Below are 22,354 nucleotides of genomic sequence, written 5' to 3'. Positions count from 1 at the left end.
GCTTTGTTGGCGAGCTTGCGCCAAGGCAGGGTTGAAATCGCGACGCCCTTTATGTAACGTTATTACATTACGTTCATTCAGGGAGATTTCAGATGGACAATCGATTGCCCGTAACCGTGCTTTCCGGCTTTTTGGGCGCGGGAAAAACGACTTTGCTCAACCACATACTGAACAACAGAGAAGGATTGCGGGTCGCGCTCATCGTCAATGACATGAGCGAAATCAATATCGATGCTGCACTTGTACGTGACGGTGGTGCCAACCTGTCGCGGACTGAAGAAAAACTGGTTGAAATGACCAATGGCTGTATCTGCTGTACGCTGCGCGACGATCTCTTGAACGAAGTACGCCAACTCGCCGAGCAGGGCCGGTTTGATTATCTGCTGATTGAGTCAACCGGTATCGCCGAACCTCTGCCTGTTGCGGCAACATTCGAGTTCCGCGATGAGGAGGGCAAAAGCCTGTCCGACATTGCACGGCTTGACACGATGGTAACCGTGGTGGACGCGGCCAATCTCCTGAATGACTACGCCTCAGCGGATTTTCTCGCCGATCGTGGAGAAACGGCGGGCGAAGGCGACAATCGCTCTATCGTCGATCTCCTGGTCGAGCAGATCGAATTTGCCGATGTGGTGGTTCTCAACAAGATCGGTTCGGCGCGTCCCGATCAGCGCGATGCAGCACGCAAGATCGTGGTGGCACTCAATCCGGATGCCAGGATCATAGAGACTGATTTTGGGCAGGTCGCGCCGCGCGAGGTGGTCGGCACGGGGCGATTCGACTTTGCGAAGGCTGAACAGCATCCGCTTTGGTTCAAGGAGCTACACGGATTCAAGGACCATGTGCCGGAAACGGAGGAATATGGCGTCCGCTCGTTCGTTTACCGCGCCCGCCGTCCGTTCGCGCCTCAAGCGTTTCAGGCCTTTCTCGACCGTCCATGGCCGGGCGTCATCCGCACCAAGGGGTTTTTCTGGCTGGCGACCCGCCCGCATTATGTCGGTGAGGTGAGCCATGCCGGCGCTTTGGTGAGAACCGGCAAGGCGGGGCTGTGGTGGTCGGCTGTTCCGAAAAACCAATGGCCGACAGCCCCGGAGTTCCAAAAAGCGATGAAGCCTTATCTTGATCCCGTCTGGGGTGACAGGCGCCAGGAGATTGTTTTCATCGGTGCCGATCCGATGGATGAGCGGCAAATTCGCTCAGCTCTCGACGAATGCCTGGTGGAAGGCGAAGCCTTCACGCCGGACAAGTGGCGTCACCTTCCGGATCCCTTTGCCAGCTGGGCGGTGAAGGCCGCTTGAACTTTTGGGCGGCGAACTAAAGCCGCCCGATACGCTCCGTCAGAAGCGCGAAAAAGCCGTCTGCATCCACATCGCCAATAACCAGGGCGTTGTGCGCACGCTGGGTGACGTGCCACCAGTCAACCACAGTCATGCCCAGGGTGAGTTCCGAGTTCACCTCGATTTCGACATTACACACGCGCCCCGTGAAGAGGTCTGGCTTCAGGAGATAGGCAATAACGGTGGGGTCATGCAGCGGCCCGCCGTCTGAACCGTATTTCTCGATGTCGAACCTTTCGAAAAAGTCCAGCATTTCAACGACGAACTTCGAAACCGGCGTGTTGAGTGCGGCAATTTTCGCAACGCGTTCCTTTGTCGTCAAAACCTTGTGTGTAACATCCAGCGGCATCATTACTATCGGAACGCCGGACTTCATCACGAGATCGGCCGCTTCGGGATCGACATAGATGTTGAATTCGGCTGCGGGGGTTATGTTGCCGCCCTCGAAATAGCCGCCGCCCATCATAACCAGTTCTTTGACGCGTCCGGCAATGTCCGGCGCGCGGGAAAAGGCTGTGGCGATATTTGTCAGTGCGCCGAGCGTGCAAAGCGTTACGCTGCCTTCGGGTTCGCTCCGCAAAGTGTCGATGATGAAATCGACGGCATGTTTATCCTGGACGGGGATGGTGGGTTCAAAAAGCTCAGGACCGTCTAGCCCCGTTGCGCCGTGCACATGTTCGGCGGTGACAAGCTGCCGGCTGATCGGCTTGTCGCACCCGGCATAAACGGGGATATCTTTCTTGCCGGCGACTTCCAGCACGATGCGGGCATTTCTTGTTGTGAGCGCAAGCGGCACATTTCCCGCAACCGAGGTCAACCCCAAAACATCCAGCTCGTCCATGCTCCCCAGTGCAAGGAGAATGGCAACAGCGTCGTCCTGACCGGGATCGGTATCAATAATGATCTTTCGTTTTTCTGACATTATGCTCTTCATCTACCAATTGGTTTTCTGCTGGGAGACTAGATCATATTGCGCCTGGATTGAAATGCGCAAAGGGCAATTCAAGCAGAAAATCGGGCTGGTGGAACTGGCTTAAAGAGCAGCCTTAACCTTCCCGGATGATTTCTTGCGCCATTCGGCGGCTGCGCCTTGCACTCGACTGAGGACAACACCATATTTGCTTTCTGTGGAGGCTCCAATGAGCTCCGCGCCCGAGGTCGCTTGATAGCCAAGGACTTTTAAATGACTAGAATGACACCTTTTGCAAGTCCGCTGTTTCTGGGCTTCGATGCGATGGAAAAGACGCTGGAGCGGCTTTCCAAATCAAATGACGGTTATCCGCCCTATAATATCGAGCGGCTGATGCCGGATCCCTCCATTGATTTCGCAGGCGGTTTTCGCATCACTTTGGCCGTTGCCGGCTTCTCCGAAGAAGAGCTTGACGTCACGACAGAAGAAAACCAGCTCGTCATTCGCGGGCGGCAGGTTGACCAGCCGGATCGCGACTATTTATACCGCGGCATAGCCGCCCGTCAGTTCCAGCGCATGTTTGTTCTGGCCGATGGAATGGTGGTTAAGGGCGCGGTTTTGAAGAACGGCCTCCTCTCAGTAGATCTCATTAGACCTGAACCGGAACGAATGGTGAAAAAAATTAACATTTCCGTTTCAGAGTAGAACGTGGCGATTTGCCACTGGCCCTTCGAGTATAGGAGGAACGAAATGTTTGCGAAAATCCCTCAAGGTCTCTCACTGAATGAGCTCGCCCATCTTGGCGAGGGTGAACTTGCTTACATCCGCAAAATGACGGTTGCTGACGTCGTCCGCTGCTTCCCGGAAGCTCCGGAGCTGGAACCTGGTCTTGATCTGTGGGCGCTATTTGGCGCGGACGGTACGCCAATCCTGCTGACAGACAATCGCTCTTCAACCTTCTTCAAGGCTGCAGAAGACGACCTGAGAACTGTGAGCCTGCACTAAATCGGGGAAGCCAAAGTCGGGAAACTCAAACCCGCCTGAATGTGAGATAGGCAGATGAGCGGCCCTCCCGCCGTGCTTTGGCCTCATATCGGGTACCCGGCCAGCCGTCGAACGGCGTCAGCCAATCGTTCGCATTCTGCGCGGTCCATTCAAAGCCGCCGTGCTTTGCGCAATGCTGCAGCGTCCAATTGATATAGGTGTCGATATCTGACGCGAAGCAGAAGCGCCCGTTCTTTTCCAGCACACGATGAAATCGATCGAGATTGACCTGCGAAACGAAGCGGCGTTTCCAATGCTTCTTCTTGGGCCATGGGTCAGGATAGAGAAGGTCGATCTGACTGACTGAGCCTGCCGGCATCCAGTCGAGAAGAGCGGCGGCATCGTCGTTGTAAACACGAATATTGTCCGCGCCGCTTTCCTCAACGCGGGCAAGCAGCTTCGCCATCGAGTTGACGAAAGGCTCGACGCCGACAAACCCAGTCTGGGGATTTTCAAGCGCGCGGTGAATCAGATGCTCGCCGCCGCCGAAGCCAATCTCCAGCCGCACTGTCGCGACCGGCTTTGAAAACAGCGCCTTTAAGTCGGCAGGCGCTAGCTCTTTAATGTCGATCAGCAGTGCATTGAGCACGTCATCCATCAGCCGCTGCTGATTTTGCCTCAGTGCCTTGCCCTTGCGACGGCCGAAAAAGGCTTCTGTAGCGCGCGAGCGCCGTTCTTCTTCGGCCATTTTCGCTATTAGTCCTTAATCGCAGCCTTGAGCGGCTTCACAAGGTCGGTCTTTTCCCATGAGAAGGAGCCATCGCGTCCCGCCTTGCGGCCAAAGTGGCCATAGGCCGCGGTCTTGGCGTAGATGGGTTTGTTCAGGTCAAGGTGGCGGCGAATACCGCCTGGCGAAAGATCCATCACCTCGCGGATAGCGGCTTCAACCTGCTCTTCGGTTACCTTGCCAGTGCCGTGAAGATCGACATAGACCGACAGCGGCTGAGCAATACCGATCGCATACGAGAGCTGGATGGTGCACTTGTCGGCAAGGTTGGCTGCAACAACGTTTTTCGCAAGATAGCGTGCAGCATAGGCTGCCGAACGATCGACCTTGGTCGTGTCCTTGCCTGAAAACGCGCCGCCGCCATGCGGGGCAGCGCCGCCATAGGTGTCAACGATGATCTTGCGGCCCGTCAGGCCAGCGTCGCCATCCGGTCCGCCAATCACGAATTTGCCGGTCGGGTTGATGTACCATACGCAATTGTCTGCAATCTTGAGATCGCCGAGTGCCTCGCGGATATAGGGCTCAACGACAGAGCGAACCTTCTTCGAATCCCAGCTGGCATCCAGATGCTGGGTCGAAAGGACGATCGATACAGCCTCGGCCGGCTCACCATTTTCATACCGCACGGTAACCTGACTTTTGGCATCCGGGCCAAGCTTGGCTGCGTCGCCTTCGCCGGCGCGGCGCGCTTCGGAAAGAAGCTGAAGGATCTTGTGGGAATAGTAGATCGGCGCAGGCATGAGATCCGGCGTTTCCTTGCAGGCATAGCCGAACATGATGCCCTGGTCGCCCGCACCCTCATTGCCCTGCTGGTCAGAGGCGTTGTCCACGCCCTGCGCGATATCTGCAGATTGCGAATGCAGCAGCACATCGATCTTGGCTGTCTTCCAATGGAAGCCATCCTGCTCGTAGCCGATATCGCGAATTGCCTTGCGCGCAGCGGATTTGAACTTCGAAGGGTTGATGACGTCGTTGCCGTCCTTGTCCTTCTTAAGAAGCGTCTGCGGTACCCGCACTTCACCGGCAATAACCACGCGATTCGTGGTCGCCAGCGTTTCGCACGCCACCCGAACGGTCCAGGGATCAACACCCGTTTTTTTAGCCTCGCGGTAGATCAGATCGACGATTTCGTCTGAAATTCGATCGCACACCTTATCAGGGTGGCCTTCGGAAACGGATTCGCTGGTAAACAGGTAGTTCTGGCGCATGCGGGATTCCCCAAATGAATTTGACCGCGCCTGTGTTAGCCATTTTGCGCGGCCAAGACAAGCATAGAAGGACATAAACATATCTTTATGTTCTTTCTTATCGGTAAATTTCTTTAGCCCTGTTGCGGAAATGCAGGCTTCATTTCTGGCGCATCATCGTTTAAGGAGGCGCGCATGAGCGAAGAATTGACAAAAGTGCCGGAAAGCAAGGGTTCCCATGCGAAGCGCAAGGTCTTTGTGAAGACCTATGGCTGTCAGATGAATGTCTATGACAGCGCCCGCATGACGGATGCGCTGACAAGCGACGGTTATGAAGAAACGAGCGATCTGGCTGACGCTGACCTCGTGCTGATCAATACCTGCCATATCCGCGAAAAGGCGGCAGAAAAGGTCTATTCCCAGCTTGGCCGTCTGCGCGAGATGAAAAAGTCACGGCAGGAGAGGGGACGCGAGTTCATTATCGGCGTGACCGGCTGTGTGGCCCAGGCCGAAGGCGATGAAATCCTTCGCCGCGAAAAATCGGTTGATCTCGTCATGGGCCCGCAGGCGTATCATCGCCTGCCCGAAGCCTTGAAAAAGGTCCGAGAATCCGGCCCTTCCGTCGACACGGATTATGCAATCGAAGACAAATTCGAACATCTGCCGGCGCAGAACCGCAAATCTGTCCAAGCCCGCGGCGTCTCCGCGTTTTTGACCGTCCAGGAAGGCTGCGACAAATTCTGTACTTTCTGCGTGGTGCCGTATACGCGCGGCTCGGAAGTGTCGCGTCCGCTTGCCCAGATCATGGATGAAGCCCGCCAACTGGTCGAGGCCGGCGTGCGCGAAATCACGCTTCTCGGCCAAAACGTCAACGCCTGGCATGGCGCCGATGGGAATGGCAACGAGGCGGGTCTGGGAATGCTGCTGGAACAGCTCTCGCAGATCGAAGGACTTGCGCGCCTGCGCTACACGACAAGCCACCCGCGCGATATGGACGATGGGCTGATTGCAGCGCACGCCACCAACCCGAAACTGATGCCTTATCTGCACCTGCCCGTCCAAGCGGGCTCGGATCGGATATTGAAGGCCATGAACCGCAAGCATACGGCGTCAGACTATATCGCCCTGATCAAGCGCATTCGTGCCGCGAACCCTGATCTCGCGCTGTCGGGTGACTTTATCGTCGGCTTTCCGGGCGAAACGGACGAGGATTTCGAAGAAACGATGCGTCTGATCGAAGAGGTCAACTATGCTCAGGCCTTTTCGTTCAAATACTCTCCACGCCCCGGTACGCCGGGCGCGGATATGCCCGATCATGTGCCCGAAGACGTCAAATCCGCGCGTCTGGAGCGGCTTCAGGCACTGCTTATCAAGCAGCAGCGTGAATTCGCGCAAAACTGCGTGGGACGGGAGATTGATCTTCTGCTCGAAAAGCCGGGTCGGATGGAGGGGCAGCTCGTTGGGCGCTCCCCATGGCTACAATCAGTGATTATTGACACGAAAACGTCGAAAATCGGTGACAATATAAAAATCGGTGACATTATAAGAGTAAGAATCACTGAAGCCGGTCCAAACAGCCTTTTTGCAGAGTTTGCCGAGGCGTGACGGACCGGAAAACCCGGAGCTGACCGCTTGAACACACACGAAATGGTAACGCATCGCCAGCGTCAATCCCGTCCAGAAGACCCGGATAACAATCATTTCGTGCTGACCTTCGAGAATAACCGACACGCCAGCGCCCTTTTTGGTCAGTTTGATGAGCATCTGAAGCTTCTGGAAGAAAAGCTGCACGTGGACGCCCGCGCGCGGGGTAACTCTGTCGCCATCACCGGCGATACGATGGCCACCAATCAGGCCCGTCGCGCCTTGGACTATCTTTACGAGAAGCTGCAGAGCGGCGGAACGATCGAGATATCCGATGTCGAGGGTGCCATTCGCATGGCGGTCGCCGCTGACGACCAGTTGACCTTGCCGACGATGGAGCGCAAGGCCAAGCTTTCCATGGCGCAGATTTCGACGCGCAAAAAGGCAATTGCAGCCCGCACACCGACACAGGATGCCTATATCCGCGCTCTGGAGCGCTCCGAACTTGTCTTCGGTGTCGGTCCTGCAGGTACGGGCAAGACCTATCTTGCTGTTGCCTATGCGGCCCAGCTCTTGGAACGTGGCGCTGTGGATCGCATCATTCTGTCGCGCCCTGCCGTTGAAGCGGGCGAGCGGCTGGGCTTTCTGCCCGGCGACATGAAAGAGAAGGTCGATCCCTATCTGCGGCCGCTCTATGACGCGCTTTATGACATGATCCCCGGCGATAAGGTCGAGCGGGCATTGACCGCCGGCGTTATCGAGATTGCGCCGCTGGCCTTCATGCGCGGGCGAACGCTTTCCAATGCCGTGGTCATTCTGGACGAGGCGCAGAACACGACCTCCATGCAGATGAAAATGTTTCTGACACGCCTGGGTGAGAATGCCCGCATGATCGTAACTGGCGACCCGAGCCAGATCGACCTTCCGCGCGGTACCAAGTCCGGTCTTGTAGAGGCGCTGCAGGTGCTCAAGGGCGTCGAAGGCATTTCCACGATCCGTTTCCAACAGGCCGACGTGGTCCGCCATCCGCTGGTTGGACGGATCGTCGGGGCCTATGACGCGCAATATAAAGAGCGCAGTGAAGACGCCGCTGAGAATGGCGACGCTTAAGACATTGCTGGATATTCAAATCAGCGTTGAAGCCGATGGCTGGCCCGATGAAGCCGTGCTTGAGAAGATGAGCGCACCCGTGCTTGTCGCGGCAGCAAACTGGTTGACTGATCGGGAAGATCAGCCAATGCCTGATGAACCGGCGGAGGTGTCGCTGCTCTTCACCGACGACGCGACCATTCAGTCGATCAACGCTGAATGGCGGGACAAGGACAAGCCGACCAATGTCCTGTCATTTCCGGCGTTCCCGCTCGAACCGGGCGGAATACCGGGGCCAATGCTGGGCGACATCATTTTTGCACGTGAGACGATTGAAAGAGAAGCGGCGGAGCTGGAAAAGCCATTCGACGAACATTTGAGCCACCTTTTGGTTCATGGATTCCTGCATCTTTTCGGTTACGATCACATCGAAAACGACGATGCGGTCACTATGGAAGCGCTTGAGACTGGTATTTTGGTCTCGCTTGGACTATCTGACCCGTATGCGGATACGGATCCGATCTGAAATTTGGAACGATGAACGAAAATTTACCCGTGCCGCGCGATGCGGCGGAAAGCAAAGACGAAGCCAAGGCTTCGAGTAGTGAAGAGCCCGGAAGTTCGTCCGGCGCACAGCGAAACGGAAACTCTTTCTGGTCTCGGCTGTTGCGTCTTGTGAGGCCGACGAACGGGAGCAGCCTGCGCGACGACATTGCTGACGCGCTGCTCACAGACTCCGAAAGCAATACAAGCTTTTCACCCGCAGAGCGGGCGATGTTGCATAACATTCTGCGTTTCCGCGAGGTGCGGGTGGAAGATGTTATGGTGCCGCGCGCCGATATTGATGCTGTGGAGCAGTCCACATCCGTGGGTGAGCTGATGTCGCTGTTTGAAGAAACCGGGCGGTCGCGCATGCCGGTTTACTGCGAAACGCTCGATGATCCGCGCGGCATGGTGCATATCCGTGACCTATTGTCCTGGGTCATGAAACAGGCGCGCGCAAAACGACGTGCACCACGCGCCGCCGCAGGACCAGATGGCGAAAAGGCAGAACCCAAAACAGCACGCCCGGCACGAACCGCGGGCTTTGATCTCAGCAAAGCTGATCTGGCCAAACCGATCGCCGAAGCCGGGATCACGCGTCAGCTTCTGTTCGTGCCGCCTTCCATGCATGCTGCGGATTTGATGGCACTCATGCAGGCCGATCGAATCCAGATGGCTTTGGTGATCGATGAATATGGCGGCACAGACGGACTCGTTTCACATGAAGATATCGTCGAGATGGTTGTCGGGGACATCTGGGACGAGCACGACGATGATGAACTGATGTTCCGCAAGACCTCGGATGACGTCTACACGGCAGACGCCCGTGTGGAGCTTGAGGAACTGGCCGAGGCGATTGGCCCCGATTTTGATATCCGCGAGCAGCTTGAAGATGTCGATACTTTGGGCGGACTGATCTTCTCCGCACTTGGTCGCATTCCCGTGCGTGGCGAGTTGGTCAATGCTTTGCCGGGTTTCGAGTTTCATATTCTTGAGGCCGACCCGCGCCGGGTCAAGCGCGTGCGCATTACCCGACGCCGTCCCGCTGCACGGCGCAGAACCAGCAAAAGTGAAGGCGAAACCGAGCCCATGTCTCAACAAAAGAGGCTTGAAAACAGTAGTCAGGCCGCTGCGGACAGTTCGGCCAAATAGACGCGTCGCCGGCTGGCTCTTGCCTTGTTTTCCGATTGTCCGCTTTCTTAGCGCATCCGCGCTGAATTGATTCGCAGGCAGGAAAAGGGCTTCCATGGAAAAACTCGCTGGCAAGGTAATGCTCCTTTGGGGCGGCAGAAAGGCGCTGCTGACATTGGGCGCCGGCGCAGTTGGTGCCTTGGCACTGGCGCCATTCGACATATTCGCAACAATGTTCGTGGCTTTCACGCTCCTTGTCTGGATCATGGACGGCACTGCGAGCGAGCCCGATGCTGGATGGTTCTCCCGCATCTGGCCGGCCTTTTTGACAGGTTGGCTCTTCGGCTTCGGCTATTTTGCAGCCGGCCTGTGGTGGCTGGGCAATGCGCTGCTCGAAGATGGGGCGGAATTTGCCTGGGCCATTCCACTTGCGTCATTGGGTCTGCCGTTTGTTCTCGCCGTCTTTTATGGTTTGGCAACGGTCGTGGCCCGCCTCCTGTGGAGTAACGGCCCTGGCCGTATTACCGCTCTGGCACTGGGTTTTGGCCTGGCAGAGTGGTTGAGAAGTTTCGTGCTCACCGGCTTTCCGTGGAATGCAATCGGATATGCGGCAATGCCGGTCCCGCTGTTGATGCAGCCGGCCCATATCCTCGGCATCGCCGGAATGAACATTCTCGCCGTTTTCGTCTTCTCCGTTCCTGCTCTTCTGGGTACCCGGCGGGGAGCCGTCCCCGGTCTGCTCCTGGCGGCACTCTTGATTGTTGCCGATCTCGGCTACGGCTTCTGGATGCTCGGAAAAGCACCCGATGCCGACGCAAAAGAGGTCAGCGTGCGCATCGTGCAACCGATGAGCGGCCTTGAGTCTGATATTTCTGATGCCGAGCGTGCAGCGCTTTTTGAAGACCTGATCAAACTCGGTGGGATGCCGCCCAAATCGGGCGACAGGCCGCCGCAGTTGATCGTTTGGCCGGAAACCTCAATCCCTTTTATCCTGTCGCAGAACCAGTCTGCTTTCACCCGCATTGATGAGATGCTCGGCGACGGGCAAGTTCTCGTCGCCGGCGCCGTGAGAGCGGAAGACAGTGCGCCCGGTACGCCACACCGATATTACAATTCCGTCTATGCATTCGGCAGTGATGGTGAAATTATCGGCGCCGCTGACAAGGTGCATCTGGTCCCGTTCGGAGAATATCTTCCGTTTGAAGATTTCTTAAAGAATATCGGGCTCGAAACGATCGCAGCCAATGCCAGCGGAGGCTACTCTGCGGCAACAAGACACACTGTCCTCACTCTTCCGGGTATCGGCAGCGTCTACCCACTCATCTGCTACGAGGCGATTTTTCCCACTGAAATTGATGAGGAAGGCGAGACGGCGGCAGATGTTCTACTGAATGTTACGAACGACACATGGTTCGGCTACACGCCAGGACCTTATCAGCACTTTCAGGCTGCCAGAATTACCGCCGTCGAAGTGGGAAAACCCATGATCCGTGCGGCTGACAGCGGGATTTCCGCCATAATTGATCCACAAGGAAGAATTATTTCTGGCGCTGGATTGCAAACAAAAGGTGTGGTGGATGCAACCTTGAGGTTTGGGAGTGTTGCAACTTGGAGCAAGAGTGCGCGAAATATTAACTTTTGGTTGTTGTGCGTAATAAGTTTAATTGCTGCAAGTTTCTCACGTTTTAGTTTTGTTTCCGATTATAATTGACCTAAAAACCCTAAAAATGCATAGTACTTAACGAAGCAACCCGGAGTGTTTCGCATGCTTTACGTGCAGTGAGATACAACGTTACGTTCAATAAAGACATCGTAATGTGTGCCTTTTCGCGGATGCTTGTGCGTTGCAAACTCGTAGTCAGGAAAACAGATGGTCGTAAATAAGAAAAAGCCGAACCCGATTGATATACATGTTGGGAGTAGAATTCGGCTCCGCAGAACGATGCTGGGAATGAGTCAGGAGAAACTCGGAGAAAGCCTGGGCATCACATTTCAGCAGATTCAGAAGTATGAAAAGGGCACCAACCGCGTTGGCGCGAGCCGTTTGCAGAATATCTCCAATGTTCTCAACGTGCCGGTTTCCTTCTTCTTCGAAGACGCGCCCGGTGAGGCCGGTTCTGGCGATCCGAATGGCATGTCCGAGGCCAACAGCTCAAACTATGTGGTCGACTTTCTTTCCTCTTCAGAGGGTCTCCAATTGAACCGCGCTTTCGTGCAGATTTCCGACTCCAAGGTGCGCCGCAAGATCGTTGAACTGGTCAAGGCGTTGGCCGCCGAAAGTGACAGCGAATAAGCGTGCTCGGTTTTTGAGCCTCTCGAAAAACCCTGGCCTCGGCCGGGGTTTTTGTTTGGTCCGATCTCGATTTTGTTTTACCACCCAGGTGAGAGAGTTGAGAGGATACATCATGACCGTAGAAACCCCGCAATTCATCAAAGTTGGCGCCGGTACTGACGCGCGTGAAATCGCCTACCGGATTGCAGAACCTGCACCGGGCAGTAAGCTGCCGCAGCTCGTCTGGCTCGGCGGATACCGCTCCGACATGCGAGGCACAAAGGCCGTGGAACTTGAAGCGCACGCAAAGTCACTTGGTGCAGGCTGCCTCCGGCTCGACTATTCAGGCCATGGAGAAAGCGGCGGCGACTTTATGGATGGCTGCATTTCGCGCTGGCTGGAGGACGCGCTGGCGGTCATCCGCCAAGTTGGCGCTGAACGATTGGTTCTCGTTGGCTCCTCCATGGGGGGGTGGATCGCCCTTCGTGCGCTTCAGGAACTTCTTAAAGCGGGAGGCCCTCAGAAGGTTGTCGGTATGTTGCTGATCGCCCCGGCTCCTGATTTTACCCAAGAGCTGATGGAGCCCGAATTGACGGATAAAGAGCGCGACAGCATGGCAGCAAGAGGCTATTTCGAGGAGCCTTCACAATATTCGGATGAACCCAACATCTACACCCGGCTTTTGATGGAGGACGGGAAGCAGAATCTGGTGCTCAGCGGCATCATTGATACCGGTTGTGCGGTCCACATAGTGCAGGGAATGCAAGATCCGGATGTGCCCTATACGCATGCTCTAAAGCTGCTGGACCATCTCCCCGCAGACGATGTCGTGCTGACGATGGTCCGGGACGGAGACCACCGCTTGTCGCGGGCTCAGGATATCGCGCTGTTGAAACGCGCAGCAGAGGGCCTTCTGACCGCGTGATCGGAGGCCCAACCTGCAAAATGCTGCGCATTCCCCTGGCACACCGCCCTGAACCGATCTTAACCATGATTGCGCGCGGTTTTGGTTTAACAGGTTCTTAATGTTGACTCACAGCCCGTTAGGTTCTTAACTCTTTGTTAAGTTTTTAACGAGGTTCCCATGGCGTTCAGATACCGCATAGCGGCCACAGTTTCGGCGCTTCTGCTTGGTGTCGCCCCTTCAGCCGTGGCCAACGCCACGACACCCCTCGCCATGCAGACGGGCAGCACGACCTCGCAACCGATCGGCCATTACGAGTTTTGCCAGGTACACAAGGCCGATTGTGCCGAAAAGGCGCAGGATACCGCTCCGCCAAGACTGACATCCTACGGCTGGCAATTGATCCGCGAGGTCAATCTTGCCGTGAACCGCAGGATCGTGCCGATGACCGACCAGCAGCTTTATGGCCGCGACGAGGTTTGGGAATATCCGGTGGATGCGGGCGATTGCGAAGACTTTGTTCTCGAAAAGCGGCGCGAACTGATCGCCAAGGGCATACCTGAAAACGATCTCCTGATTACTGTTGTGCGCAAACCGGACGGCGAGGGGCATGCGGTTTTGACCGTGCGTACTGCTGACGGCGACTATATTCTGGACAACCTAGACAATCAGGTGAAAATCTGGACGGATACGCCCTATCACTACCTCAAGCGCCAATCCGTGACCAATGCCGGTCGTTGGGTTACGATCGAGAATGGCCAGGACGTGGTGGTTGGCGCTTTGCGCAAATAAGCCCGGCCTTTGGCTCAGGCATTTCCAATGAGTATGCCCGCAGCCAGGACCAGTCCACCCCCAAGTACGACCTGGAACGCAGCTCTGAGGAATGGCGTCTCCATATACTTGTTCTGAATGAAGGCGATTGCCCAAAGTTCGAAAAAGACCACTGCAATTGCGGTGACAGTCGCTGTCATGAAATGTGGAATGAGGTAGGGCAGGGCATGGCCGAGCCCGCCCAATGCCGTCATGATGCCTGAAGCCAGTCCACGCTTGACGGGTGAACCGCGCCCCGACAGCTTGCCGTCATCATGAGCCGCTTCAGTGAAACCCATCGAAATGCCGGCACCCACGGAGGCCGAAAGGCCGACAAGAAAGGTTTGCCATGTATCTTGTGTGGCAAAGGCGGCCGCAAAGATGGGCGCAAGCGTTGAAACGGACCCGTCCATAAGACCAGCAAGACCCGGCTGAACATAGGTCAGAATGAACTGCCGCCGCGCCGTTTCCGCCTCGTCGCTTTTCACCGATTCAGGTCGGTGTTTTTCATCCAGCATGCGCGCCACGTCTTCGTGGCCTTGTTCTGCGAGCGCCAGGTCGCCGAGCAGCTTGCGCGTGTCAGCATCGCTGACCTGTTTGATGGCTTCCATGTAGAAGCGGTAGGCGCCGGCCTCCATGTTCTCGGCTTCGGCGGCCATATCTTCCGGTGAAATCGTGCTGGCCAGCCAATCCGGCTTTCGCTGATAGAAGCCACTGACATGTTCACGCCGGATCAGTGGAATGCGGTCGCCAAAACGCGCAGTATGCATGTCGATCAGCATCCTGCGATGGGTGTTTTCCACGTCTGCCATATCCTCAAACACTTTTGCAGACTGAGGATATTGGTCACGCAGCTTATCGGCATAGGCCAGATAGATGCGTGCATCATCTTCTTCCGAAGAGATGGCGAGCGCCAGGATTTCCTGTTCGGAAAGGGAGGTGAAGGAACGTTTCGAACTGCCAAAAAAACGAGAAAACATCGCAAAATCCAGATTAGAATAATTCTAAATAACGCGTGGCAGCTCTGGCGTCAATGCGGTCTTTTGTAGCGAATCGTATCGAAACGGGCCGACAGCCCGTCATAAAGCAGAAGCCGCCCGATCAGTGGCTCACCGCTGCCGGTGATCAGTTTGATCACTTCCATGGCCATGAGCGTGCCGATGACACCCGTGAGCGCGCCAACCACTCCGGCTTCCACGCAGGTCGGCACCATGCCTGCCGGAGGCGGCTCTGGAAAGAGGTCGCGATATCCAGGCAGCAACTCGCCGTCGGGGCCGGTCTCATAAGGGGTAAGCACGGTTACTGAACCGTCAAAGCGGCCTACCGCTCCAGTCACAAGCGGAACCTTCGCCCGCTCCGCCGTGTCGGCGGCCAGGTAGCGCGTGTCAAAATTATCGGAACCATCAATGAGAATATCATAGCCTGCAATGATATGTTCGGCATTATCCGCCGTCAGCCTCTCGTCGTGGCTGACCGTTTTGACATGCGGATTGATCTCCTGGATTGCTGCAATAGCGCTTTCCGTTTTGGCAAGGCCAATATCTGCTGTTCGGTGGATCACCTGCCTCTGGAGGTTGGAGAGCGACACAGTATCATCATCAATAATGCCGATGGTGCCGACGCCTGCTGCGGCGAGATATTGCAGCACAGGCGCACCGAGTCCCCCTGCACCGATCACCAGAACTTTGGAATTCTTCAACTTCTGCTGGCCAGGGCCGCCGATCTCGGCGAGCACGATATGCCGCGCATAGCGAGAAATTTCGTCGCTTGAAAGTTTATCGCCATCGCTGCTCATCTATTCAGCCTCCCTTTCGCGCACACTGCCATTATGAACGGTGAAGAATTGCGCCCGATCACCGAGGCTTGCGAACATAGACGCATCCGTGCCGGTCATGAAGGCTTGTCCACCCAGTGCATCGACGAGATCGAACAGGACTGCGCGACGATGCTCATCCAGGTGAGCGGCAATTTCGTCCAGCAACAATAGTGGTGCAAATCCTGTCAGGCGAGCCGTCAGCCGGGCATGCGCCAGAACAAGCCCGACAAGCAGGGCTTTCTGTTCGCCGGTTGAACATCGGGCAGCTTCAATATCCTTGGCCCGGTGACGGATAAGAAGATCAGCGCGGTGGGGGCCGTCGAGCGCACGGCCTGCCGCCGCATCGCGCCCGCGTGTTTGTCGGAGAATGTCACGATAATGATCTTCGATGTCGCCGGCCGGTCGGCCCCACGCCCCGTCGAGAAAGCCGGCGAGCCCCAAAAGCGGCACGGGAAAGGCAACAGCCGGCTCCCCATGCTCAACCAGACCGGTGAGCAAGCCGATCATCTCCTGACGTGCCATGTGAAGGGCAACGCCGAGACTCGCCATCTGTTCTTCAAGGGCTGCGAGCCAGGCCGCGTCCCACCCGGGCTCTGACAGGAGCTTATTCCGCCCGCGCATGGCTCGCTCGAAATCCGTCACCCGCCGCCCATGCGCGGGATCGATCGAGAGCACAAGGCGATCCAGAAACCGCCGCCGGTCTGACGCGCCCCCGGTAAACAAGCCATCCATTGATGGTGTCAGCCAGAGCACCCGCACATGGTCGGAAAGTTCATCAATGGCCCGCGCTGCAATGCCATTGATGCGAAGCCGCCGGTTTGCCGCCTCATCCCCTGGTCCATCGACGCCGGTGCCGATTGATGCTTCTCCGGCCATGCCGTCAAGCGCGGCAAAAACTGTAAATCCGTTTTCCGCGTCCTTGCGCACAACATCTGCATAAGCCGCGCGCCGCAGGCCACGACCGGGCGACAGAAGCGAGACGGCTTCCATGAGATTGGTCTTGCCGGAACCGTTATCTCCCGTCAGCACGACATGCTGCCCATCAAGATCCAGCGCAAGTTCCGCATAATTGCGGAAATCGGTAAGCTTCAAACGGGTGACGGTGACTTTCTCAGGCATTCAAAACGTCTTCGCAGCGGATTGATTCCCGCTCAGTGCCTTCGATACCAGCCTCGCACCGTCTAGGCCAGTTGCTTGTAGAAAATGGTGGTATCGCAGAAGCGCCCATCGGGAAAAAGCGCATAGTTGGGGATCGTCCCCGACCGAACCCAACCCAAATGTTCATAGATCTTTTCCGCCGGTTCGCCTGTCGCCGTGTCAAGAACCAGAAGGCTCCGGCCTGCTTTGAGCGCGGTGGTTTCTGCGGCATCCATCAACGCGCGGGATAGGCCGTGTCCGCGGGCCGCAGGGCTGACCATCAGCTTCTTGATGTCGGCACGGTGCGGCTGGTTTGGCGGTGTGGCAATACCCAACTGAACTGTACCCTCAATGCGGCCATTCAGACGGGCGACAAGAAGAATGAGGTCGTTTCTTCCGACCGATTTTGCAACTTCAAACCAGTAGACTGCGGCTTGTTCCGGCGGAAACGGTGCCATGAAGCCCATCGACGCCCCGCCGTCCACGCATTGCGAAAAAAGCGAACTCAATTCATCGATTGCAGCCAGGGTTGCGGCTTCTTCAAGTTGCAGGATTTCAATCATGGTCAGCTCTTCTTCAAGATCACGGCATAGCGGCAGGGGTGATCCGCGGGGTTGTGGAAAACGTGACGCTGGTTGAGCGTCATAAACAGGCAGTCGCCAGCCGCCATCTGATGGGTCTGCCCATTGGCGTCCATCTCCAGCGCACCCTCGAAAAGCCAGACATACTGCGATTGATTGTGGATTGTCGGCAAAGGATCGTAAGAGACGCGCGCTTTCCCCGGCAATTCAACCTCGATAATATCCACGCCGGTGTTGAACCCATTTGGGGAAACAGAACGTCGTAGATAACCTGTCTGCGGATCGCGCCACGCGCCTTGCTCGCCACGCCGCCGCAATGGCGTGACATTCTGTTTCGTGTCCGCGAGTGCAAAAAAGTCGGAGAGCGACTGTCCGAGGGGACCAAGAAGCCTTGCCAGCAAAACGGCAGTCGGATTGGCTTCGCCTCGCTCAACGCGCGAAATCATCGCGCGTGAGACGCCTGACTCCGCTGCAAGCTGATCGATCGTCAGACCCTTGGCGGTTCGCAATGTCTTGAGGTCGTCGCCAATGCGCGCTTCAAGTGTTTCAATCGAGTTCTCCATTATAAGAGAATTGCAATCTCTTATAATGGAGTCAAGGGGGGTGGCTTTTATCGTGCGAATATGCCGTGCCGAAAACGCATCCAGATTGCCGGAAACGTAGTCGACATCCGCAACATATAGGCCGTTTAAAGCAGCTTAATCGAAATTAGATTAATCTGCTTTAATTCAGTTGGAATATAAGCTTAACCGCCAACCTGAGCGATCCAGTCGTTCAAATTGTAATAATTGGTAACACGGGCAACCTTGCCGTCCCGCAGTTCGAAAAATGCGCCTGCTGGTAGAACATATTTTTGTCCGTTGGCTTCGGGAAGTCCTTCGTCCGTCGTCAGATATTCGCCATTGACGGTAAATTCAGCAGAGGCGCGGCTGCCATCGTCGCTGGCCATGATCACCATATCGGTCAGGTTTTCCTTGTAGCAGCGGTTCATATGTTCCATGAAGCCTGCAAAAGCCTCCTTGCCGCTCTGGCGTTCGCCCTGATTGATGTCGTGGGCTACGTCGTCTGTCAGCAAGGAGAGGAAAGTCTCCATATCCTGGCGGTTGAAGGCGTCGTAATAGGCAGCGATAATGTCGGCGGCTTTCATGCATTTCTCCGATTGTGAATCATGTTGTCATGGATATAACCAGCTATCAGACTATTGGAAAATGCCCACTGATGATTACGGTCAAATCTTTTCCCAATCGCGCCGCAGCGCCCTATTTTGATGACCTCGCGCGTCTGCGCATCACGGTGTTTCGTGCCTTTCCCTACCTCTATGAAGGTAGTGAGACTTATGAGAGGAACTATCTATCAACCTATGCCCGCTCTGAAGGCGCTGTCTTTGTTTTGGCGTTCGATGGAGACAAGGTGATTGGCGCTTCGACCGGTATGCCGATGGCCGATGAAACGGATGAGGTGAAAGCGCCGTTCCTGGCAGCTGGCTATGATCCTTCGAAGATATTTTATTTCGGCGAGAGTGTCCTGCTGCCACAATATCGCGGTCATGGTATCGGTGTCCGCTATTTTGAAGAACGTGAAGCACACGCGCGCAAACTGGGGCTGCTGACCTGCACCTTCTGTGCCGTCGAGCGGCCCCTTGACCATCCGCGTCAGCCCGACGACTATGTGCCGCTCGACCGCTTCTGGACAAAGCGCGGATACAAACATTACCCCAACCTACGCACTACCTTTACATGGCAGGATCTGGACGAGGCGGCACAAAGCCCCAAGCCGCTGTCATTCTGGATCAGGGAGCTCGACCCATGAAAATTGCCGCTTGCCAATACGCTTTCGAACTCATTGAGACGCCGGAAACCTATGCGGACCATCTGACGCGGCTTGTCCGCGAAGCAGCGGAAAAGGGCGCTGAATTGCTGCTGCTCCCGGAATATTCCGCCATGGCGCTGACCGGCCAGCTCGCGCCGGAGATACGTAGCGATCTTCATGCCTCCATTGCCGGCCTGCAGGACCTGCTTCCCGCCTGGCTGGAACTGTCGAGCGAGCTTGCCCGCAATTTCAACATCACATTCTGCCCGGGCTCGGCGCCCGTCATGTGTGACGATGGCAAATACCGCAACCGCGCCTTTCTTTATGGCCGCGACGGGCTGATCGGCTATCAGGACAAGATCATGATGACCCGCTTCGAGCGGGAACAGTGGGACATCGCCGGCAGTGCCGACGGGTTGAAGGTGTTTGAGACGCCGCTCGGCAAGCTGGGTATTCTCATTTGTTACGACAATGAATTTCCCATGCTGGCCCGCAGCCTTGCGGAAAGGGACGTCGATTTGATCCTCGGCCCAAGCGCCACGGACACGCTGGCCGGCGCTTATCGCGTGCGCATCGGTGCTCAGGCCCGTGCGCTGGAAAATCAGATTGCCGTGCTGGTCTCACCGACAGCAGGCGACGCGCCATGGTCTCCCGCCGTCGATGAAAACAAGGGACGCGCCGCGCTTTATGTTCCTTCAGATTACGGCATGCCGCCGAGTGGCGTTTACGCAGAAAGCCCGACGGATCATACTTTGAAAAGCAATTGGCTCATCACGGAAATCGATATGGCCGAAGTCATCAGGCTGAGAACCGAGGGCCAGGTGGTCACCCGGCGCGACTGGCCCGATCAATTCGGCGTCTGAGATTCATTTCATCAGATTGGCTCGCTGCTGCGGGCGGCATGGAAACGCGCCTCAAATTCGCGCCGCAACTCTCGCCGAACTTCCGCAGCCCGTAGGCGGCGCTTTTTGTCCGCCGTGTCGGTACGAAGCGAAGGGACCGGGATTGGCTTTCCGGCCGCATCAACCGCAACCATGGTGAAATAACAGGAATTGGTGTGGCGGCGCTCGCCAGAGCGAATGTTTTCAGCCTCAACCCGTATGCCGATTTCCATGGATGTCCGCCCGGCATAATTCACCGATGCCCGGAAAGTCACCAGTTCCCCAACATGAATGGGCTGGCGAAAGACGACCTGATCGACCGACAGCGTAACGGCATATTGCTTCGAAAAGCGCGAGGCACACGAAAAGGCCACCCGATCGAGCAGGTTCAAAAGCGCGCCGCCGTGCACCTTCCCGGAAAAGTTGGCCATATCCGGTGTCATCAAAACAACCATTTCTAGCTGGCTGGGGTCAAAGCTGTCGTCCATCAGGCGTCTTTCTGAGCTTGGTGTTTTGCAACGTGCATTTGGTCGGCAAATACATACTATGTAGATTGCGCAAGCGAACGCAACTTTCTGGCATATCGCAAAAATAAAGTTGAACAGGGTGCCGTTTTGCCTCGGATGGCTTCAGACAGGCCAATGCCCTGCATTTCTCGAGTTTGCAGGGCTCAAACGCTTCTTTTTCACTATGCGGAAGCCGTGACCGCTGCTATATGCGCCACCCATGAGCACAGATTCTACCAGCACCCAGCTTGACCATATCCGCAACTTTTCCATCGTCGCGCATATCGACCATGGCAAATCAACGCTTGCAGACCGCCTGATCCAGAAGTGCGGTGGCCTGGCAGAGCGCGAAATGTCCGAGCAGGTGCTCGACAGCATGGATATCGAGCGCGAACGCGGCATCACCATCAAGGCCCAGACAGTGCGCCTGCACTATCACGCAAAAGATGGCGAGACCTATGTGCTGAACCTCATCGACACGCCCGGCCACGTCGATTTTACCTATGAAGTGTCGCGCTCGCTGTCAGCCTGCGAAGGTTCGCTTCTGGTGGTAGACGCCTCGCAGGGTGTGGAAGCGCAAACGCTCGCCAACGTTTATCAGGCCATCGACAACGACCACGAAATCGTGACGGTTCTGAACAAGATCGACTTGCCCGCCGCCGAACCTGATCGCGTGAAGGAACAGATTGAGGACGTGATCGGCATCGACGCGTCAGAAGCCGTGATGATTTCGGCCAAGACTGGCCTCGGCATTGACGACGTTCTCGAAGCCATCGTCCACAAACTGCCGGCACCGAAAAGCGAGCTTGGCGAAAATGCACCGCTGAAGGCGCTTCTCGTCGACAGCTGGTACGACACGTATCTTGGCGTGATCGTTCTCGTGCGCATTCTCGACGGTAAGCTCAAGAAGGGCATGACCGTTCGCATGATGGGCACGGGCGCGAAATACCCCGTGGACCGCGTCGGCATTATCACCCCCAAGATGGTGACTGTAGAAGAACTCGGTCCCGGCGAAATCGGCTTCATCACCGCCTCCATCAAGGAAGTGGCTGATACGCGCGTCGGTGACACGATCACGGAAGACAAGCGCCCCACCGCCAAGATGCTGCCTGGCTTCAAGCCGGCGCAGCCGGTGGTGTTCTGCGGTCTCTTTCCCGTCGATGCGGCAGATTTTGAAGACCTGCGCGCTGCCATGGGTAAGCTGCGCCTCAACGATGCGTCCTTCTCGTTCGAAATGGAAAGCTCCGCCGCGCTTGGCTTCGGTTTCCGCTGCGGCTTCCTCGGCCTTTTGCACCTGGAAATCATTCAGGAGCGTCTGGAGCGCGAATTCAACCTCGATCTCGTCGCCACAGCGCCGTCTGTGGTCTACCAGATGTCTCTGACCGACGGCACCGAAAAGGAATTGCACAATCCGGCCGACATGCCCGATGTCGTGAAAATCAGCGAAATCCGCGAGCCCTGGATCAAGGCAACCATCATGACGCCGGATGAATATCTCGGCTCGATCCTCAAGCTCTGCCAGGATCGCCGCGGCATCCAGACCGATCTGTCCTATGTCGGCAGCCGCGCGATGGTGTCTTATGAACTGCCGCTCAACGAAGTGGTCTTCGACTTCTACGACCGTCTGAAATCGATCTCCAAGGGCTATGCCTCCTTCGATTACCAGCTGGCGGATTACCGCGCCGGCGATCTCGTCAAGCTCAACATTCTGGTCAACAGCGACCCGGTCGATGCGCTTTCCATTCTGGTCCACCGCTCTGCCGCGGATCGTCGCGGCCGTGCCATGTGCGAGAAGCTGAAAGAACTCATCCCGCCGCACATGTTCCAGGTGCCGATCCAGGCCGCCATCGGCGGCAAGGTGATTGCCCGCGAAACCGTCCGCGCACTGCGCAAGGACGTGACTGCGAAATGCTACGGCGGCGACGCCACCCGCAAGCGCAAACTTCTGGAAAAACAGAAAGAAGGCAAAAAGCGCATGCGCCAGTTCGGCAAGGTGGAAATCCCGCAGGAAGCCTTTATTGCGGCGCTGAAGATGGACGGGGATTGAGCAGATTGCGCCTTTCGATCAATGCGCATATGATATGCG

General features: G+C 56.4%; 24 protein-coding genes. 14 read left to right on the top strand and 10 right to left on the bottom strand.

Annotated features, from left to right (window positions below; genetic code table 11):
* Window positions 1–92 precede the first annotated feature (92 nt).
* The gene (zigA, locus tag NHF56_RS14510; RefSeq protein ID WP_252805728.1) at window positions 93–1,298 is read left to right on the top strand and encodes a zinc metallochaperone GTPase ZigA; all 1,206 of its coding nucleotides are present in this window, start codon (window positions 93–95) and stop codon (window positions 1,296–1,298) included.
* A 16-nt stretch (window positions 1,299–1,314) separates the two neighbouring features.
* On the opposite strand, the gene NHF56_RS14505 is transcribed toward zigA, so the two are convergent.
* Complete coding sequence (locus NHF56_RS14505) at window positions 1,315–2,259, bottom strand: nucleoside hydrolase (protein WP_252805726.1); 945 nt, start codon at window positions 2,257–2,259, stop codon at window positions 1,315–1,317.
* Window positions 2,260–2,520: 261 nt separating this feature from the next.
* Here NHF56_RS14505 and NHF56_RS14500 point away from each other — a divergent pair, with 261 nt between their 5' ends.
* Both NHF56_RS14500 and NHF56_RS14495 read left to right on the top strand, forming a co-directional pair.
* The gene (locus NHF56_RS14500; RefSeq protein ID WP_252805724.1) at window positions 2,521–2,952 is read left to right on the top strand and encodes an Hsp20 family protein; all 432 of its coding nucleotides are present in this window, start codon (window positions 2,521–2,523) and stop codon (window positions 2,950–2,952) included.
* Between the two features lie 45 nt (window positions 2,953–2,997).
* Window positions 2,998–3,252, top strand: a complete 255-nt coding sequence (locus NHF56_RS14495) for a DUF1150 family protein (RefSeq protein WP_252805722.1) — start codon at window positions 2,998–3,000, stop codon at window positions 3,250–3,252.
* A gap of 25 nt (window positions 3,253–3,277) precedes the next feature.
* On the opposite strand, the gene trmB is transcribed toward NHF56_RS14495, so the two are convergent.
* Window positions 3,278–3,979 carry a tRNA (guanosine(46)-N7)-methyltransferase TrmB gene (gene trmB / locus NHF56_RS14490; protein ID WP_252805719.1) on the bottom strand — a complete coding sequence of 234 codons (702 nt, stop codon included), beginning with the start codon at window positions 3,977–3,979 and terminating at the stop codon, window positions 3,278–3,280.
* An 8-nt stretch (window positions 3,980–3,987) separates the two neighbouring features.
* Window positions 3,988–5,226 carry a methionine adenosyltransferase gene (gene metK / locus NHF56_RS14485; RefSeq protein WP_252805717.1) on the bottom strand — a complete coding sequence of 413 codons (1,239 nt, stop codon included), beginning with the start codon at window positions 5,224–5,226 and terminating at the stop codon, window positions 3,988–3,990.
* 174 nt (window positions 5,227–5,400) lie between these two features.
* Here metK and miaB point away from each other — a divergent pair, with 174 nt between their 5' ends.
* From miaB to NHF56_RS14445, 8 genes are all read left to right on the top strand, one after another.
* On the top strand, window positions 5,401–6,810 hold the full coding sequence (miaB, locus tag NHF56_RS14480) for a tRNA (N6-isopentenyl adenosine(37)-C2)-methylthiotransferase MiaB (RefSeq protein ID WP_252805715.1): 1,410 nt from the start codon (window positions 5,401–5,403) through the stop codon (window positions 6,808–6,810).
* A gap of 42 nt (window positions 6,811–6,852) precedes the next feature.
* The gene (locus tag NHF56_RS14475) at window positions 6,853–7,899 is read left to right on the top strand and encodes a PhoH family protein (protein WP_252805949.1); all 1,047 of its coding nucleotides are present in this window, start codon (window positions 6,853–6,855) and stop codon (window positions 7,897–7,899) included.
* Complete coding sequence (gene ybeY, locus NHF56_RS14470; RefSeq protein WP_252805714.1) at window positions 7,886–8,404, top strand: rRNA maturation RNase YbeY; 519 nt, start codon at window positions 7,886–7,888, stop codon at window positions 8,402–8,404. Before NHF56_RS14475 ends, ybeY begins: the two co-directional genes overlap by 14 nt.
* An 11-nt stretch (window positions 8,405–8,415) precedes the next feature.
* Window positions 8,416–9,573: a hemolysin family protein gene (locus NHF56_RS14465; RefSeq protein ID WP_252805712.1), complete on the top strand. Its 1,158-nt coding sequence runs from the start codon at window positions 8,416–8,418 to the stop codon at window positions 9,571–9,573.
* A 94-nt stretch (window positions 9,574–9,667) separates the two neighbouring features.
* Complete coding sequence (lnt, locus tag NHF56_RS14460; protein WP_252805711.1) at window positions 9,668–11,263, top strand: apolipoprotein N-acyltransferase; 1,596 nt, start codon at window positions 9,668–9,670, stop codon at window positions 11,261–11,263.
* A gap of 159 nt (window positions 11,264–11,422) precedes the next feature.
* Window positions 11,423–11,845 (top strand): helix-turn-helix domain-containing protein, encoded by a 423-nt coding sequence (locus NHF56_RS14455; RefSeq protein WP_252805708.1) that lies wholly within the window; start codon window positions 11,423–11,425, stop codon window positions 11,843–11,845.
* A gap of 112 nt (window positions 11,846–11,957) precedes the next feature.
* Window positions 11,958–12,749 (top strand): carboxylesterase, encoded by a 792-nt coding sequence (locus NHF56_RS14450; RefSeq protein WP_252805706.1) that lies wholly within the window; start codon window positions 11,958–11,960, stop codon window positions 12,747–12,749.
* A gap of 159 nt (window positions 12,750–12,908) precedes the next feature.
* Window positions 12,909–13,520 carry a transglutaminase-like cysteine peptidase gene (locus tag NHF56_RS14445; RefSeq protein WP_252805705.1) on the top strand — a complete coding sequence of 204 codons (612 nt, stop codon included), beginning with the start codon at window positions 12,909–12,911 and terminating at the stop codon, window positions 13,518–13,520.
* A 14-nt stretch (window positions 13,521–13,534) separates the two neighbouring features.
* Here NHF56_RS14445 and mbfA read toward each other — a convergent pair whose 3' ends face one another.
* The 6 genes from mbfA to NHF56_RS14415 all read right to left on the bottom strand — a co-directional run bounded on the left by mbfA (window position 13,535) and on the right by NHF56_RS14415 (window position 18,219).
* Window positions 13,535–14,518: an iron exporter MbfA gene (gene mbfA, locus NHF56_RS14440; protein ID WP_252805704.1), complete on the bottom strand. Its 984-nt coding sequence runs from the start codon at window positions 14,516–14,518 to the stop codon at window positions 13,535–13,537.
* A gap of 50 nt (window positions 14,519–14,568) precedes the next feature.
* The gene (locus tag NHF56_RS14435; RefSeq protein ID WP_252805703.1) at window positions 14,569–15,333 is read right to left on the bottom strand and encodes a molybdopterin-synthase adenylyltransferase MoeB; all 765 of its coding nucleotides are present in this window, start codon (window positions 15,331–15,333) and stop codon (window positions 14,569–14,571) included.
* Complete coding sequence (gene recF, locus NHF56_RS14430; protein WP_252805702.1) at window positions 15,334–16,473, bottom strand: DNA replication/repair protein RecF; 1,140 nt, start codon at window positions 16,471–16,473, stop codon at window positions 15,334–15,336.
* A 62-nt stretch (window positions 16,474–16,535) separates the two neighbouring features.
* Window positions 16,536–17,060, bottom strand: coding sequence for an N-acetyltransferase family protein (locus NHF56_RS14425; RefSeq protein WP_373456319.1), 525 nt, complete (start codon window positions 17,058–17,060; stop codon window positions 16,536–16,538).
* Window positions 17,057–17,635 carry a helix-turn-helix domain-containing protein gene (locus NHF56_RS14420; protein ID WP_252805698.1) on the bottom strand — a complete coding sequence of 193 codons (579 nt, stop codon included), beginning with the start codon at window positions 17,633–17,635 and terminating at the stop codon, window positions 17,057–17,059. The genes NHF56_RS14425 and NHF56_RS14420 overlap by 4 nt, the downstream gene beginning before the upstream one ends.
* Window positions 17,636–17,817: 182 nt before the next feature.
* Window positions 17,818–18,219: a nuclear transport factor 2 family protein gene (locus NHF56_RS14415; RefSeq protein ID WP_252805696.1), complete on the bottom strand. Its 402-nt coding sequence runs from the start codon at window positions 18,217–18,219 to the stop codon at window positions 17,818–17,820.
* Window positions 18,220–18,290: 71 nt separating this feature from the next.
* Here NHF56_RS14415 and NHF56_RS14410 point away from each other — a divergent pair, with 71 nt between their 5' ends.
* Window positions 18,291–18,881, top strand: a complete 591-nt coding sequence (locus NHF56_RS14410; protein ID WP_252805694.1) for a GNAT family N-acetyltransferase — start codon at window positions 18,291–18,293, stop codon at window positions 18,879–18,881.
* Window positions 18,878–19,744, top strand: coding sequence for a carbon-nitrogen hydrolase family protein (locus NHF56_RS14405; protein WP_252805692.1), 867 nt, complete (start codon window positions 18,878–18,880; stop codon window positions 19,742–19,744). The genes NHF56_RS14410 and NHF56_RS14405 overlap by 4 nt, the downstream gene beginning before the upstream one ends.
* An 11-nt stretch (window positions 19,745–19,755) precedes the next feature.
* Here NHF56_RS14405 and NHF56_RS14400 read toward each other — a convergent pair whose 3' ends face one another.
* Window positions 19,756–20,250 (bottom strand): acyl-CoA thioesterase, encoded by a 495-nt coding sequence (locus tag NHF56_RS14400; RefSeq protein ID WP_252805690.1) that lies wholly within the window; start codon window positions 20,248–20,250, stop codon window positions 19,756–19,758.
* Between the two features lie 238 nt (window positions 20,251–20,488).
* On the opposite strand from NHF56_RS14400, the gene lepA reads away from it, so the two are divergent.
* On the top strand, window positions 20,489–22,315 hold the full coding sequence (gene lepA / locus NHF56_RS14395) for a translation elongation factor 4 (RefSeq protein ID WP_252805688.1): 1,827 nt from the start codon (window positions 20,489–20,491) through the stop codon (window positions 22,313–22,315).
* Window positions 22,316–22,354 lie beyond the last annotated feature (39 nt).

The organism is Rhizobium sp. L1K21 (genome assembly GCF_024055895.1).
Taxonomy (GTDB): domain Bacteria; phylum Pseudomonadota; class Alphaproteobacteria; order Rhizobiales; family Rhizobiaceae; genus Ensifer_A.
The sequence above is the reverse complement of the archived record's forward strand: the minus strand, read 5'-3'. Positions and strand labels throughout refer to the sequence as shown.